Source organism: Desulfosporosinus sp. FKB (assembly GCF_002196705.1).
Taxonomy (GTDB): domain Bacteria; phylum Bacillota; class Desulfitobacteriia; order Desulfitobacteriales; family Desulfitobacteriaceae; genus Desulfosporosinus.
In genome coordinates this window covers 88,868-104,010 of record NZ_NADJ01000036.1, presented here as the reverse complement: position 1 = coordinate 104,010, position 15,143 = coordinate 88,868, and the positions used below count along the sequence as shown (strand labels likewise).

13 protein-coding genes and 1 other RNA gene are annotated in these 15,143 nt (G+C 45.6%); all 14 read left to right on the top strand.

Annotated elements, in window-relative coordinates; genetic code table 11:
- Window positions 1-323: 323 nt before the first annotated feature.
- The gene (locus B5Y67_RS14430) at window positions 324-1,043 is read left to right on the top strand and encodes an MIP/aquaporin family protein (protein ID WP_088227136.1); all 720 of its coding nucleotides are present in this window, start codon (window positions 324-326) and stop codon (window positions 1,041-1,043) included.
- 41 nt (window positions 1,044-1,084) lie between these two features.
- Window positions 1,085-2,584 (top strand): glycerol kinase GlpK, encoded by a 1,500-nt coding sequence (gene glpK / locus B5Y67_RS14425; protein WP_170932700.1) that lies wholly within the window; start codon window positions 1,085-1,087, stop codon window positions 2,582-2,584.
- A 127-nt stretch (window positions 2,585-2,711) separates the two neighbouring features.
- Window positions 2,712-4,331: an anaerobic glycerol-3-phosphate dehydrogenase subunit GlpA gene (glpA, locus tag B5Y67_RS14420; RefSeq protein WP_088227134.1), complete on the top strand. Its 1,620-nt coding sequence runs from the start codon at window positions 2,712-2,714 to the stop codon at window positions 4,329-4,331.
- A 5-nt stretch (window positions 4,332-4,336) separates the two neighbouring features.
- On the top strand, window positions 4,337-5,575 hold the full coding sequence (locus tag B5Y67_RS14415; RefSeq protein WP_088227133.1) for an FAD-binding protein: 1,239 nt from the start codon (window positions 4,337-4,339) through the stop codon (window positions 5,573-5,575).
- Window positions 5,576-5,613: 38 nt separating this feature from the next.
- Entirely contained in the window at window positions 5,614-6,861 is a 1,248-nt protein-coding gene (locus B5Y67_RS14410; protein ID WP_088227132.1) for an anaerobic glycerol-3-phosphate dehydrogenase subunit C, read from the top strand.
- Between the two features lie 26 nt (window positions 6,862-6,887).
- A complete protein-coding gene (locus B5Y67_RS14405; RefSeq protein WP_088227131.1) occupies window positions 6,888-7,463 on the top strand; it encodes a glycerol-3-phosphate responsive antiterminator in 576 nt (191 codons plus the stop codon).
- A 329-nt stretch (window positions 7,464-7,792) separates the two neighbouring features.
- Window positions 7,793-8,977: a phosphoglycerate kinase gene (locus tag B5Y67_RS14400; RefSeq protein ID WP_088227130.1), complete on the top strand. Its 1,185-nt coding sequence runs from the start codon at window positions 7,793-7,795 to the stop codon at window positions 8,975-8,977.
- A gap of 102 nt (window positions 8,978-9,079) precedes the next feature.
- Window positions 9,080-9,844: a triose-phosphate isomerase gene (gene tpiA, locus B5Y67_RS14395; protein ID WP_088227129.1), complete on the top strand. Its 765-nt coding sequence runs from the start codon at window positions 9,080-9,082 to the stop codon at window positions 9,842-9,844.
- A gap of 22 nt (window positions 9,845-9,866) precedes the next feature.
- On the top strand, window positions 9,867-11,411 hold the full coding sequence (gene gpmI, locus B5Y67_RS14390; RefSeq protein ID WP_088227128.1) for a 2,3-bisphosphoglycerate-independent phosphoglycerate mutase: 1,545 nt from the start codon (window positions 9,867-9,869) through the stop codon (window positions 11,409-11,411).
- 22 nt (window positions 11,412-11,433) lie between these two features.
- Window positions 11,434-12,717, top strand: coding sequence for a phosphopyruvate hydratase (gene eno / locus B5Y67_RS14385; protein WP_088227127.1), 1,284 nt, complete (start codon window positions 11,434-11,436; stop codon window positions 12,715-12,717).
- 118 nt (window positions 12,718-12,835) lie between these two features.
- Complete coding sequence (gene secG / locus B5Y67_RS14380; RefSeq protein ID WP_088227126.1) at window positions 12,836-13,060, top strand: preprotein translocase subunit SecG; 225 nt, start codon at window positions 12,836-12,838, stop codon at window positions 13,058-13,060.
- A gap of 94 nt (window positions 13,061-13,154) precedes the next feature.
- Window positions 13,155-13,934: an alpha/beta fold hydrolase gene (locus B5Y67_RS14375; RefSeq protein WP_088227125.1), complete on the top strand. Its 780-nt coding sequence runs from the start codon at window positions 13,155-13,157 to the stop codon at window positions 13,932-13,934.
- 108 nt (window positions 13,935-14,042) lie between these two features.
- A complete protein-coding gene (gene smpB / locus B5Y67_RS14370) occupies window positions 14,043-14,510 on the top strand; it encodes an SsrA-binding protein SmpB (protein ID WP_088227124.1) in 468 nt (155 codons plus the stop codon).
- Between the two features lie 279 nt (window positions 14,511-14,789).
- Window positions 14,790-15,141: a transfer-messenger RNA gene (gene ssrA, locus B5Y67_RS14365) on the top strand.
- The last annotated feature ends 2 nt before the right edge of the window (window positions 15,142-15,143 follow it).

Genomic DNA, 15,143 nt, shown 5'->3' with positions numbered 1-15,143 from the left:
AGAATGACTAGTGTAATTGGGCTTTTTATTTTGTTCTATAAGGGTGGAAAATTCCAACATTAAAGAATTTTGCGCGAATTGCCTATTGGTTATCGGGCCCGACCAACCAGATAGGAGAAGCGAGTGATGGCGATGATATTTGGAAATTAACTATAAATGAAAGGGGGCATAGGCTGTTCCAATAATTTAATTAAATAGGCATTAATATATAGACTATTTTATCCAATCGTAAGATTCCCACTTCTAGAAGTGGGAGGGGTTCCCATAGAGTTCACTCTTGAGTAAACATAAAAAATGGCGTTAAGATTAAGGAGGACTTGAATTTGGAAGCAAAATTTATAGCTGAAATGATAGGTACGATGATCATTCTTCTCTTTGGTTCGGGGGTAGTTGCCAACGTTCTGCTGAAGAAGACGAATGGAAATAACGGCGGCACATTTATGATTACACTAGGTTGGGCGGTTGGCGTTCTTCTGGCAATTTATGCTACAGGACCAATCAGCGGAGCACATTTGAATCCGGCTGTTACCATAGCTTTGGCGGTTATCGGACAGTTCCCCTGGTCGGAAGTTCCCTTATATATCGCGGCTCAGTTCATAGGAGCTTTTCTCGGTGCAGTTATTGTTTATTTTGCGTATCTGAAGCAATGGGAAGTTACTGATGATCCGGGATTAAAGTTGGGGGTTTTTAGTACGGCTCCCCAAATCCGCAGTTATGGAGCAAATCTATTAACAGAAATTATTGGCACTTTTGTTTTAGTTTTTGTCGGACTGGCAATCGGAATTTCTAAATCTGCAACAACGACGGGACTTAATCCCCTGTTATGGGGCTTCTTAATCTGGGGTCTTGGAGTATCCTTCGGCGGTCCGACAGGCTATGCTATCAATCCGGCTCGTGACTTAGGACCTAGAATTGCTCACTTCATATTACCGATACCTGGAAAAGGAAAATCGGATTGGGCCTACTCCTGGGTACCTGTTGTCGGCCCGATTATCGGTGGAATACTCGGGGCTTTTCTCTATAAAATCGTGTACTTGGGCTAGAAACTCATAAAAACTTGACTATAATTAGATGAGGAGGACTTATTGTGAAGAACTATGTTATGGCTCTTGACCAAGGGACTACGAGTTGTCGAGCAATCCTTTTTGACAAGGAAAGCAAAATTGTGGGAATAACTCAAAAGGAGTTCACTCAGATTTATCCTAAAGCAGGTTGGGTTGAACATGATCCGGAAGAAATATGGAGTACGCAATACGGGGTTATTGCTGAACTCATTGCTAAAACAGGTATAAAAGTCGATGAAATCGCTTCAATCGGCATAACGAACCAACGTGAAACAACGGTGGTTTGGGATAAACATACCGGTAAGCCGGTTTACAACGCCATTGTCTGGCAGTGCCGCAGAACGACTGCCATTTGCGACGATCTAAAAGCTAAGGGCTGCGAAGAAATGGTCCGGGAAAAAACAGGCCTGGTGGTCGATGCATATTTTTCCGGAACGAAGGTTAAATGGATTTTAGATCATGTTGAAGGAGCTCGTGCTAAAGCTGAACAGGGGGATTTGCTCTTTGGGACGACAGATACCTGGCTGATCTGGAAACTTACGGGCGGAAAGGTCCATGTTACGGATTATTCCAATGCCTCCCGAACAATGATGTATAATATTCGTGAATTGCAATGGGATCAGGAATTGCTCGCTATGCTGGATGTACCCAAGGGAATGCTGCCGGAAGTACGGAATTCCAGCGAAGTCTATGGCAATACCGATGCCGGTGTCTTCTTGGGTTACGAAGTTCCTATTGCCGGTGTGGCCGGTGATCAGCAAGCCGCTTTGTTTGGACAAGCATGCTATGAACCTGGAGATGCGAAAAATACCTATGGTACAGGCTGTTTCATGTTGATGAATACGGGAAGTAAAATTCATGCTTCCAAACATGGTTTATTGACTACGATTGCTTGGGGGATCGACGGTAAAGTCGAGTACGCCTTAGAAGGAAGTATCTTTATTGCTGGTGCAGCGATCCAATGGCTGCGAGACGGTCTGAAGATGATTGACGTTGCCCCTGACTCTGAGTATTTTGCCAAAAAGGTTAAAGACACCGATGGCGTTTATTTTGTCCCTGCCTTTGTGGGCTTAGGCGCTCCCTATTGGAATATGCGCGCCAGGGGCGGAATCTTTGGGCTCACTCGCGGAACTACCAAGTCCCATATTATTCGTGCGGCTCTGGACTCTTTGGCCTATCAAACAAAAGATGTTTTAGGATCTATGGAAGCCGATTCTGGTATTTCCTTAAAATCCCTGAGAGTTGACGGTGGTGCAGTTGCCAATAATTTGCTCATGCAGTTTCAGGCTGATATCTTAGGAACAAAGGTTGACAGACCGGAAATCATTGAAACGACAGCCCTGGGCGCTGCCTACCTTGCAGGTTTGGCAGTGGGCTTCTGGGAGAGCAAAGAGGAATTGGCAAGCCGCTGGCTGCTCAATCAGCGTTTCGAGCCTGTAATGGAAGCAGAGAAGAGGGAGAAACTATACAAGGGCTGGTTAAAAGCCGTTGAGCGGACGAAAGACTGGGAAGAAGACTAAGTTACGATTTGTGAACTTCGATAAAAATAGATAAGGCGGCTTGAGAATAAGTGAAGCCACCAAAGAGGCCATTGCGAAACAACGGTTTCTTTGGTGGTTCTTAATTTCGGGCAAGGAGGAGATATGGATGCGTGAGATTGAGACCCAAGTTGTAGTAATCGGCGGAGGAGCGACAGGGGTTGGAATATTAAGAGACTTGAGTATGCGTGGTATCCCGGCGCTTTTGTTGGAACAAGGAGATCTGGCACATGGGACAAGTTCACGCTTTCATGGGCTTTTGCACAGCGGCGCGCGCTATGCGGTTAAAGATGCTAAAGCAGCCCAAGAGTGTATCGAGGAAAATAAGATTGTGAAACACATTGCGGCTCATTGTATCGAGGATACCTCCGGCTGGTTTGTATATTTAAACGAGGATGATCCGGGTTATTTGCAGCTCTGGCTTCAAGGATGTGACCAGGCAGGAATACCGGTGAAGGAGATTCCCCTTGAAGAAGCCTTTCGCCTCGAACCTTTACTGTCACGACAAGCAGCACGGGTTTTCGAAGTGCCGGATGCTACGGTCGACGGTTTTAAATTGTTATGGGCCAATGTGAAATCAGCGGAAAAATACGGAGGAACGTATCGCACGTATTGCAAAGTGAAATCCCTGTGGTTAGAGAATAAAGACATCAAAGGCGTGTATGCCGAAGATCTTATTACCGGGGAAATAATACAAATCCGCAGTAAAATTGTCGTCAATGCCGCGGGTCCTTGGTCGGCTGAGATTGCCGCTATGTCCGGTTTTGATGTCCATATGCTGAAAAATAAAGGCTCTCTCCTGGTGTTCAATCAGCGGATGTTCAATCGAGTAATTAATCGTTTGCGAACTCCGGGTGATGGGGATATCTTTGTGCCCCATGAAACCGTAACGATCCTGGGGACAACCTCACAGATGGTCGATCTACCGGATGATAATCAGGTTAAGGAACAAGATGTTTCGTATTTGTTGGAAATGGGCAAAGATCTCGCAGAAGAAATTGAACTGCACCGTGTTTTGCGTGCCTTTGCAGGCATTCGTCCCTTGTATGAAAGCGAAGATGCCTCAGAGCATGAAGGCCGAGGGGTAAGCCGCAACTTCGCTCTCATTGACCATGAGAAAAGAGACGGGGTTCGCGGACTGGTAAGTATTGTGGGCGGCAAATTAACAACTTATCGCTTAATGGCTGAAAAAGTGACGGATTGGGTGGCCGCCAAATTAAATGTCACGACCGCCTGCCGCACAGCTGAGGAGCCATTGCATCATGAACCCCCGGCAGACGTCTGGAATAAGGCGCGCCAACTGATAGGAGCAGCGGCCGCGGATAAGATGATGGAACGTTTGAACGAAGAAGCCGCTTCCGTCATTGCAGCCATCGAAAAACAGCCCGAACTTGGACAATTTATCTGTGAATGCGAAATGGTCACGCAGGCCGAAGTTCTCCATGCGCTCCAAGATCCTGCGGTTCATTCCCTTGACGATCTGCGCCGTAAGACAAGACTGGGAATGGGGACCTGTCAAGGAACCTATTGTACCTATCGCTCGACGCCTATGCTTAAAGATACCTTTGGCAGTTGGGAGAGAACCCTGAAGGAATATCGGATATTATTAAGCGAACGATGGCGGGGGATAACCCCGGTGCTTTGGGGAGATCAGCTGCGTGAGAGCGAATTGGCACGAGCTTTGTATCTAAACGTTTTGGATTTTAAGGCAGTTGAAAGTGAGGAATGAGCAAAATGTGGGATGCCATAGTGGTGGGGGGCGGTTTAGCAGGTTGGACAGCAGGAATTCGTGCCGCACAACGGGGCAAAAAGGTGCTTATTGTGACAGAAGGAGTCGGTACCCTCTATTATTTTTCAGGGATTTTTGATTATGGGGATGTAGCGGGTTTGCGCCATTTTCCGAAACACCCCTATTCCTTATTTGACGCTGAGACAATTGACCGCGGCAAACAATTTATCAAGGAACTTTGCCCGGAATATATAGAAAATAACAAGTCCCGGCATGCCTTAACGGTATTAGGGACGGTCCGCCAAGGTGATCTTATGCCCCGCAGCATGGTTCTTCCGGATCGACAGGAGCAGGGAATTTTCGTACTGTTAGTGCCTGAAGGATTGAAGGACTTCTTTCCGGAAATCGTAGTGTCGAACATGGCCCGGGAATTCCCCGGATGGCAAGTGAAGGTAAAGAGAGTACACGCGGAGATTCTTGGAGAATGGGAACGAATAGGCAAGAGTGCATCCGGTATTGATTATGCAGCTATCTGGAGATCAAAGGAAGGGCAGAACCTTCTCGCCCAGGAAATTGAAACGATTAAACGAGAGCAGCAAGGAGCAGGCAGCAAATCGGAAAGAATCGCTGTGGTTTTGCCCAGTCTGGTAAGCGAGTACTTTGATGCTTCGCGCACTAAAATTTATGGAAAGGATTATTCCTTGCCTGTCATAGAAATGAGTTCTTTTATACCAAGTCCTCATGGCCGTTATTTTGCGGAATATTTGAAGCATCAATTTACAGATTTGGGCGGTGAATTAATGATCGGAGCCCGTGCGGCTGCTCTGACTGGAGAGCCGGTATCGGATAAGCAGCCTAAGTCCTGTCAGGAAATAATAGTCCATAGTATGGGTAAGGTTTTGCACTTAAAAGCCAAGAAGTTTATTCTGGCTACCGGCGGACTCTTAGGCGGCGGAATTAAAGTAGGCATAGAAAGAAAATCGATTCATGAAGACGTTTTCGATCTGCCCTTATTTGTGCCGCAGGAATGGAGCGCTTCCCGGTTCTTTGCTCCTCAGCCTTTTGCCCAAATTGGCGTGGAAACGGATAACTGTCTGCGCCCCTTGGACACTAATCAGGGACAAGTTATCTGGGATAATGTCCATGTCGTAGGAAGAATGCTGGCCCATTGGGATCCTTGGACTCAACGGTGCGGCGGAGGTGTATCGGTAACCTCAGGCTGCGCTGCGGCTGAAATAATTTAGGGCCCATGCACTTGAGACGGGAAGGAGGATCCTTGACGATGGATGTAAGAAATGAATTGACGGCACGGTTGGATGCTTGCCAAAAATGTAATGTATGTACAGCTCAGTGCCCGGTGGCCAAAGTAAATCCTCATTTTCCGGGACCGAAAGGTTTAGGACCGGATATGGAACGATTCCGCAGGGGGCAGTTTATTCCAGGTGAAACAACGTTGGATGATTGTTCAAATTGCAAAACCTGTGAAGTAACCTGCCCTTCAGGGGTAAAAATAACGGAGATGATTCTTGATGCCCGGAGGGCAGCCCGTAAAGGGCCCCATAAAACGATGCCCGGCGTCAAATTACGCTTAAGAGGGTACGTCCTGGGCCGGGCAGAATATCTTGGCAAGCTCGGAGTTTTATGGCCCGGGATGGCCAATCAAGCCTTGAAACTAAACTTAGTACGGTGGGCTCTTGAGAAAGGACTTGGGATCAGTCAAAAAGGTCCCTTGCCTGCTTATGGTAAACCTTTAGAAGTAATCGAAGATAAGGCCGGAAGAGCTGGAGTCACGTCCGGCAAGCAAGTTGTCTACTTCCCAGGTTGCTATACACGTTATAATGAAGGGGAGACAGGCCGAATCATGATTAAAGTTTTAGAGCATATTGGCTATAAAACCATTGTGCCTAATTTTCATTGTTGTGGTTTACCCTTAGAGGCTAATGGTCAGTTCGACAAGGCCCGCAAGAATGGACTTTATAACTTGGAATTAATGCGCCCCTATCTGGAGGCCGGAGTGCCTGTTATAGCCTCCTGTACCAGCTGTGGCTTAACCTTGAAAGAAGACTATCCTAAGCTGTCAGCCTCGGCGGCCCAGATGATCGGGGCTCAGACCTACGATTTGTTTGAATTTCTGTGGCTGCTTTATGAAAAGGGAGAATTGCCTCTGGATTTTCAACAGGTCAATGCTTCTTTTGGCTACCATCTGCCGTGCCACTTAAAAGCTCAAGGGATTGGAACCCCGGCTTTGCGCATTTTGCGCTTAATCCCCGGTGTAAAAATACGCAATCTTGATGCCGGCTGCTGCGGCGTATCCGGGAGCTATGGATTTAAAGCTGAAAAGTATGATAAAGCAATGAAAATCGGCAGCCCCCTTTTTGAGGCAGTCAATGTCGGAGTTGAACAGGGAGATTTTCAGGAAATGTTAACGGAATGCGGGGTCTGTAAAGTTCAGATTCAACATGGTACTTCTATTCCCACTGAACATCCTTTGCGTATTTTGGCAAAAGCATATAATATAATACACGAATAATTAATTAAACCTTGGGGGATAGCAATATGGATTTTTTAAGTACTGTTATGCAGGGAAAAAAGGTTGGCGCAACCATTCGGAGAGTTGAGGATTTAAGTGAAGCCATGCTTCATCCCAACATTGGCGCTGTCTTTCTTTTAGGTGCAAACATTAATCTCCTGCCCTCCATAGTGAAAAAGGTTCATGGTGATAATAAAGTTTTGATGGTCCATCTCGATATGCTGGAAGGTGCCGGTAAGGACAAGGCGGGGATACATTTGTTGGCAAGAATGGGACTGCGCGGCCTTGTCACGACGAAGCCAAACTTGGTTAAATATGCGCTTGACGAAGGTATGGTGGTGATTCAGCGCCTGTTTGTTTTGGATTCGGAGTCTGTTAAGACAGGGATAAAAATGGCTGCCGCTGTCAAACCAAATGCCGTGGAAATCTTACCGGCCACGATCCCGCGTTTTGTTATCCAGGAAATGAAAGATTCCTTAGGCATACCCGTTCTTGGCGGGGGATTATTAAGAACTGAAGAAGACGTCAGGACTGCTTTAGCCAAGGGAATTGATGCTGTTTCTACAAGCCTGCGCCATTTGTGGGATATAAACTTCGATTAAATTTATCTTTTTGAATGGTTAGTGAAACAGATAATCAGGATTATTTTTGCTTTATTTTTTTGAATGAGGTATTTTGATAGGTACCCTTAAAGTTAAATAGAGATTAAGATCTTGTTAATAACGAGAAACATAATAGGTCAGGCAGGAATCTCATGTTTTAATGAAGAATTAATTTGAAACTCCTTTGGAGAAGATAGCATCAATTGTTTATGAATCTGGAGTTTGGGAGAGTAGGAAGTTTCTTTTCTCGGTATACTAGGATATATTATTAAAGTTATCTAAAACGCTAAGAAACACCAAACCCTTGAGCCATAGAAAGGGGATTTTTTATGAACAAAAAAAGTGTCAAAGACGTCACTGTTAAAGGAAAGCGAGTATTAGTCCGAGCGGATTTTAATGTGCCGTTAGACGAGCAAGGGCAGATAACCGATGATACGCGCATACGTGCTTCCCTCCCCACCATTGAATATCTCGTTAAAGAGGGTGCCCGGGTCATTCTTGCTTCTCATTTGGGACGTCCAAAGGGCCAGGTCAATGCGAAATATTCTTTGGCACCTGTTGCTAAACGTCTGAGTGAACGATTGGGGCAAAATGTTGCCCTGGTTCAAGATTGTATTGGGGAAGCGGCTCAAGAGGCCGCTGAAAAATTACAAGATGGTCAGGTTCTTTTGTTGGAAAACGTTCGTTTCCACAAAGAAGAAGAAAAGAATGATCCGGAGTTTGCTCGTGAAATGGCTTCCCTGGCAGATATCTTTGTCAATGATGCCTTTGGAACAGCCCATCGTGCCCATGCTTCGACGGAGGGAGTAACGCACTATATTCCGGCGGTGGCAGGGCTGCTGATGCAAAAAGAAGTGGAGTTCATGGGGAATGCTTTGGAACGGCCTGAACGCCCCTTTGTGGCAATTATTGGCGGAGCAAAAGTAAGTGATAAGATCGGAGTTATTGAAAACCTCTTGGATAAGGTTAATGCCTTGATTATCGGCGGGGGAATGGCTAACACTTTTCTTAAAGCCCAAGGCTATAAGGTTGGTAAATCCTTGCTGGAAGAGGATAAGCTCGGCCTGGCGAAACAGCTGATCGAGAAGGCAAAGAGCAAAGGCGTCGCTTTAGAATTGCCCATTGATGTTGTTGCAGCCAAGGAATTTGCCGCTCAGGCTTCCCATCGCATTGCTGCTTTATCAGATATTCAGGATGACGAAATGGCCTTGGATATCGGTCCGGCAAGCGCTGAACGGTTTAGCACTATCATTTCTTCAGCCCAAACTGTTGTTTGGAACGGTCCTATGGGAGTTTTTGAGATGGATGCTTTTGCTAAAGGAACTGAACGGGTGGCCAAGGCAGTTGCGGATTGTAAAGGTACCACGATTGTTGGGGGCGGAGACTCTGTAGCGGCTGTCGAAAAGACTGGTGTAGCAGAGCGGATGACACATATTTCTACCGGTGGGGGAGCATCTCTCGAATTTTTGGAAGGGAAGGTTCTGCCGGGTGTTGCGGCCTTACAGGACGCTTAAAAGACGGAATTGCAGCTAAAACTTTCGTCTTTGGAAAATCAAACTATAATATAAATTTGATTAAGAGGCAAAGTTTCAATTGATTGCGGGAGGAATTGTACTGTGGCAAAGCGAAGACCTGTCATCGCGGGCAACTGGAAAATGTTCAAAACCGTAAAGGAAGCTGAAGATTATGCAGTAACGTTTTTAGAGGAAATTAAAGACGTCACTGCCCTTGATATCATTCTATGCGCTCCTTTTACTGCCCTCTATACGCTTAAAAATGAGCTGGAAGAAAGTATTGTCCATTTAGGGGCACAAAATATGTCCTGGGCTGATCAAGGTGCCTATACAGGTGAAATATCGGCCCAGATGCTGTTAGAAGCTGCTTGTACTTACGTAATCTTAGGACACTCGGAGCGCAGAGAAATGTTTGGTGAAACCGACGAAACTATTGCCAAGAAGGTCAGCAAGGCTTTGGCTGCAGGGCTGACTCCTATTCTTTGCGTAGGAGAAAATCTCAGCGTTCGTGAAGAGGGAAAAGCTGTCGAGCGAGTGCAGGGTCAAGTGTCCAAGGCCTTGGAAGGTATTTCTCCGGAAGATCTTAACCGAGTTGTTATTGCTTATGAACCGATATGGGCTATCGGAACGGGAAAAACGGCTTCGAGTCAAGATGCCCAAGAAATGTGTGCCGCCATCCGTTCCACACTTGCCAGGTTCATGGGAACAGCTTCCGAAAAGGTGCCGATTCTTTATGGAGGGAGTGTTAAGGCGGACAATATTGCCGAATTATTGTCGGAACCCGATGTCGACGGGGCTCTCGTCGGAGGAGCTAGCCTTGATCCTCAGGGATTTGCCAAATTAATACATAACGCTGCTTCAGTTTAGGCACGCGGGAAGGAAACTGGAAATGAGTACTGACAAACCACTATTGCTGATGATTCTTGATGGCTGGGGATATCGTGTGACCCGGGAAGGGAATGCTATTGCTCAAGCGAACCTGCCTAATTTCCGGCGCTTGGAAAGAGATTATCCTCATACTCTGCTTCAAGCGTCAGGGGAAGCGGTGGGCTTACCTGAAGGGCAAATGGGGAACTCAGAAGTCGGGCATTTGAATTTGGGAGCGGGGAGAGTTGTTTATCAGGAATTAACCCGTATATTTAAAGCCGTCAAGGACAAAACGCTTTTTGAGAATCCTGTTCTTTTAGAGGCTATGAAATCTGCCCGCCTTCATGATCACCCCTTCCATATGATGGGATTGTTGTCCAATGGCGGAGTGCACTCTCATATTGAACACTTATTTGCACTTCTTGAGATGGCCAAGAAAGAAGATTTAAAGAAGGTGTTTATTCATGTCATTCTTGACGGTCGAGATGTCTTGCCCCAGAGCGCCAAAGAATACATTACCCAGCTTGAGGAAAAGATTAAAGAACTGGGCATTGGGCAAATTGCTTCAGTAAGTGGGCGTTACTACCTGATGGATCGGGATAAACGCTGGGAACGTTTGGAGAAGGGCTATCAAGCCTTGGTTTATGGCCAAGGGAAATTTGCCCCCAGTGCTCTTGCTGCAGTAGAAAATTCCTATGATATGCGTGTAACCGATGAGTTTGTACTCCCCACCGTAATCCTTGGCGATGATGGAAAGCCTGTAGGTTTAATTCAAGAAGGAGACAGTGTGCTCTTTTATAATTTTCGGTCTGATCGAGCGCGGGAGATCACCAGGGCCTTTGTGGACGAGGAATTCGCAGGCTTTGAGAGGCCGAATCGTCCTCATGTAAATTATGTGTGCATGACACAATATGACGATACGATTCCGGCTCCCGTTGCTTTTCCTCAGCAAGATTTGAAGAACACTCTGGGTGAAGTTCTTTCCACACAGGGGCATAAACAATTGCGAATTGCTGAGACTGAAAAGTATGCCCATGTAACCTTCTTTTTTAACGGCGGAATTGAAGAAGCCGATCCAGGTGAGGAGCGAATCTTAATACCGTCACCCAAAGTTGCAACCTATAATCTTCAGCCTGAAATGAGTGCCCCTGAAGTCACCAAAACACTTCTTGGTGAACTCAGAAAGAAGGCCTACGACGTAATCATTCTCAACTTTGCTAACCCGGATATGGTTGGACATACCGGTGTTTTCGAAGCAACGATAAAGGCAGTAGAAACCGTAGATCAATGCCTGGGACAGATCGAGGCGGAATTGCACAGCATGGGCGGAACGCTGCTCGTGACGGCAGATCATGGAAATGCCGAAGAGAAGATAGATCCTGAGACAAACCTTCCCTTAACGGCTCATTCTACAAATCTGGTACCGTTGATTTTGGTCAGTGAACAATTTAAAAGTGCAGCTCTGCGTGAAGGTGGAGCCCTATGCGATGTGGCACCAACTATTTTGGAAATACTTCAGATTCCCCAACCCAAGGAGATGACGGGGAAATCATTACTGAGGTCTTAATAAGAATAAGGGGGATTTTTCAATGAGTGTGATTACCGATGTTTATGCCCGGGAGATTCTTGATTCCCGCGGCAACCCGACCGTAGAAGTGGATGTTGTTTTAGCTGATGGTATTATGGGCCGTGCTGCCGTTCCTTCAGGGGCTTCAACAGGAGCCTTTGAAGCCGTGGAACTTCGTGACGGCGATAAAGCTCGTTATATGGGAAAAGGGGTTCTGCAAGCCGTCGATAATGTAAATTCCGTGATTGCTCCGGAAGTCGAGGGACTATCTCCCTTTGATCAACCGGGTCTTGACCAATTGCTCAAGGAACTTGACGGTACAGAAAACAAAGGCAAACTAGGTGCTAATGCGATCCTTGGGGTATCATTAGCTGCTGCCAAAGCCGGAGCCGAATCCTTAGGTTTACCCCTCTATCAATATTTGGGCGGAGTCAATGCCAAAGAACTTCCTGTTCCCATGATGAATATCCTAAACGGCGGGAAGCATGCGGACAATAATGTGGATATTCAGGAATTTATGATTATGCCCGTGGGAGCATCGAGCTTTGCAGAAGCTCTGCGCATGGGTACAGAAGTCTATCACAGCTTAAAGTCAGTCCTCAAAGAAAAGTCCCTGGCCACATCAATTGGCGATGAAGGCGGATTTGCACCAAGCCTGGAATCAAATGAGGATGCCTTGCTTTGCATCATGGATGCTATTCAAAGGGCGGGGTTTGTTCCCGGCGAACAAATAGCCTTGGCCCTGGATGTAGCGGCCACTGAACTTTATGACAACGGGGCTTATCATTTAGCTGGGGAAGGGCTGACCAAGAGCTCTGAAGAAATGATTGACTACTATGAAGGTCTAATCACCCGTTATCCCATTGTTTCCATCGAAGACGGCCTTGCTGAGGAAGACTGGGAAGGCTGGGCTAAATTAACCCAGCGATTGGGGAATCGGGTTCAGCTCGTTGGCGATGATTTATTTGTCACAAATCCTGCTCGCTTAGAACGCGGAATTGAAGCAAAATGTGCCAACTCTATTTTAATTAAAGTTAATCAAATCGGAACCCTCACCGAAACCTTGGATGCCATCGAAATGGCTAAAAGAGCAGGGTATACTGCAGTTGTCTCCCACCGTTCCGGTGAGACTGAAGATGTTACCTTAGCGCATATTGCAGTTGCAGTTAATGCCGGAATGATCAAAACCGGGGCTCCGGCACGAACAGAACGGGTAGCAAAATATAATGAACTGCTCCGCATTGAAGAAGAACTTGGGGAAAGTGCCATTTATCGTGGCCGCAAATCCCTTGCAAGAAGCAAGTAATTACTCCGGACGACATCCTTTAATGTTTGTTGAGTTTTCAGGCTGCTTGTGCTAAAATAGTCCTACTGACTATTTACGGTAGCGATACAACAGAGTGTTGTATTGGGGGGGTGTTTACTTGAAAATTGCTTTGATTGTGGTTTTGGTTCTTAGTTCTATAGGACTGATTGCAACTGTCCTTCTCCAATCGGGAAGAAGTGCGGGGTTATCCGGAGCAATCTCTGGTGCCGGCGATTCCATCTTTGGGAAAAAGAAGGGCATGGATGAATTACTTGCTAAAGTTACAGCTGTTTTGGCGGCTGTCTTCCTCTTAAGCTCTCTGGGATTAGCAATGATTCAGTAACAAGTTATGATACAAGAGGGACACTTCGTATGAGGTGCCCCTTTCGTGCTATGTTTTGGGTGTCTAAATCCGAGATACGACGGGAGGGATTTGGGTGAAACCGCAAAAACGGTTGGTGGACCCATTTTATTTTCCAGGAAATCCTGTAGGCTGTTTGCTTATTCATGGTTTTTCAGGATCACCTTCTGAAATGCGTTATTTAGGCGAACAATTGGCTGGTCTCGGCTGGACGGTTCTGGGAATCCGACTTTCAGGGCACGGGACTACACCGGAACAAATGGCAAAGACCCGGTGGGAGGACTGGGTTAAGGACGCTGAAGCAGGTGTGGCTGAGTTAAGAAAGTCATGTTCCAAAGTGATTGGAATGGGACTTTCAATGGGAGGGTTATTAGCTCTGCATTTGGCAACACTAGATTTAATTGATGGCCTGGTATCTATGAATTCTCCGATGCTGCTGGCTGACCGGAGAACACGGTATGTTCGGCTGATCCGCCCCTTCCGGAAATTTGTCACAAAGCCAAAATCGCAAATTGCTGCCCATGTCCCTTCAGATTCTCGGTTAACTCAATCGAAACCAGAACGTTTTGTCTACGATAAAATTCCTATTGATTCTCTGATATCCTTGAATAAAGCCATTCACAAAGTTCGCCGCGAACTTAAACATATAAAATGCCCTGCTTTATTGATGCAAAGCCGCAAAGATTTTACCGTTGACCCAATCAGTGTTCAAATTATTCGTAAGAACATACAGGCTTGTGAATCCGAAGTCCTTTATTGGGAACATTCCGGACATATATTGACGCTGGGGATTGAACGAGAAGAGGTTGCTCTCAAGGTTCACGAGTTTCTGCAGAGATATAATGAGGTTTTATAATAGTTTCATTGAAGACTGGAAATGCCTTTGATATGGATAAGATAGGAAAATAATGCGATTAATTGTATAATGATTTGTTGTATAATAAAGATGAGAGGAGGAACTCATATGCCTTCTGAAGGGATTAAAGTTGTCTCTGAAAACCGCAAAGCTTTCCACGATTATTTCATAGAGGACCGAATCGAAGCTGGAATAATCCTTACAGGAACTGAGATAAAATCAATCCGGAATGGACGTGTAAACTTAAAAGACAGTTATGCTCATCTAGATAATGGCGAGATTTGGGTTTATCAAATGCATATCAGCCCTTATGAACAAGGGAACCGCTTTAACCATGATCCTTTAAGGCCTCGAAAGCTGCTCTTGCACCGATCTGAAATTAATAAATTGGTTGGAAGGATTCAGCAGCAAGGCTTAACCCTAATCCCAACTAAAATATATTTAAAAAGGGGCTTGGCAAAAGTTGAATTAGGAGTTGCTCAAGGGAAGAAAAATTATGATAAACGTCAAGCCCTGGCCGAAAAGGAAAGTAAACGAGATATTGAACGAGCATTAAAGGATCGGAATAGAAGTTAATGGAGTAATTACGCTATTTCATTATTGAATTAACTTCATAATTCCTGATAAGCGAATTTTAAACTTAATTTGTTTAGGGGATTTTTGCCAATAACGATACCATTACTTATGATTATTGAAAACAATTTGTGAACTATAGATTTATTTAAACAAACTTTGGAATCCTATCTTATAGTTCTTTTTTTTCAAAGTAAATTCTTGCCATGATAATCCTCATATTCCAAAGAAAATCAGTTTGTTTTATGCTTAAATATGATATACTAATCATGTAATTAATTCGGGGGCGTTTTAGACTCGCTCGGGGAAGCGGTGGCAAAAGTTGCGCGTCGAGATTCCACCTGGTCTCGTTAAACGGTGGACAAAAATAGTTAACGAAGATAATTTCGCTCTAGCTGCCTAAGTGCCGCTAGCATCCTGCCTTCTGACCTACGGTGAAGGGTCCAGGGTGTCAAATTAGTAGGACGCTCTAATGTCAATGCTCGGAGATATTAGCTAAGATTATCGAGCTAGCCTGAAATGAATCCTTGCCTTTAGGAGGCACGAAAGGCGAAACTTAAATTAAAGGACACACGCGTAGACGCTTTTGTGGTCGTTCTTCGATACAGGGGTGCAAGTCCCCTCGCCTCCGCCAAA

Excerpts from the sequence above, each read along its gene's own strand:
- eno (WP_088227127.1), top strand. The coding sequence starts at position 11,434 with ATGAGTGTGATTACCGATGTTTATGCCCGGGAGATTCTTGATTCCCGC.
- gpmI (WP_088227128.1), top strand. The coding sequence starts at position 9,867 with ATGAGTACTGACAAACCACTATTGCTGATGATTCTTGATGGCTGGGGA.
- B5Y67_RS14415 (WP_088227133.1), top strand. The coding sequence starts at position 4,337 with ATGTGGGATGCCATAGTGGTGGGGGGCGGTTTAGCAGGTTGGACAGCA.
- B5Y67_RS14410 (WP_088227132.1), top strand. The coding sequence starts at position 5,614 with ATGGATGTAAGAAATGAATTGACGGCACGGTTGGATGCTTGCCAAAAA.
- B5Y67_RS14400 (WP_088227130.1), top strand. The coding sequence starts at position 7,793 with ATGAACAAAAAAAGTGTCAAAGACGTCACTGTTAAAGGAAAGCGAGTA.
- glpA (WP_088227134.1), top strand. The coding sequence starts at position 2,712 with ATGCGTGAGATTGAGACCCAAGTTGTAGTAATCGGCGGAGGAGCGACA.
- B5Y67_RS14405 (WP_088227131.1), top strand. The coding sequence starts at position 6,888 with ATGGATTTTTTAAGTACTGTTATGCAGGGAAAAAAGGTTGGCGCAACC.
- smpB (WP_088227124.1), top strand. The coding sequence starts at position 14,043 with ATGCCTTCTGAAGGGATTAAAGTTGTCTCTGAAAACCGCAAAGCTTTC.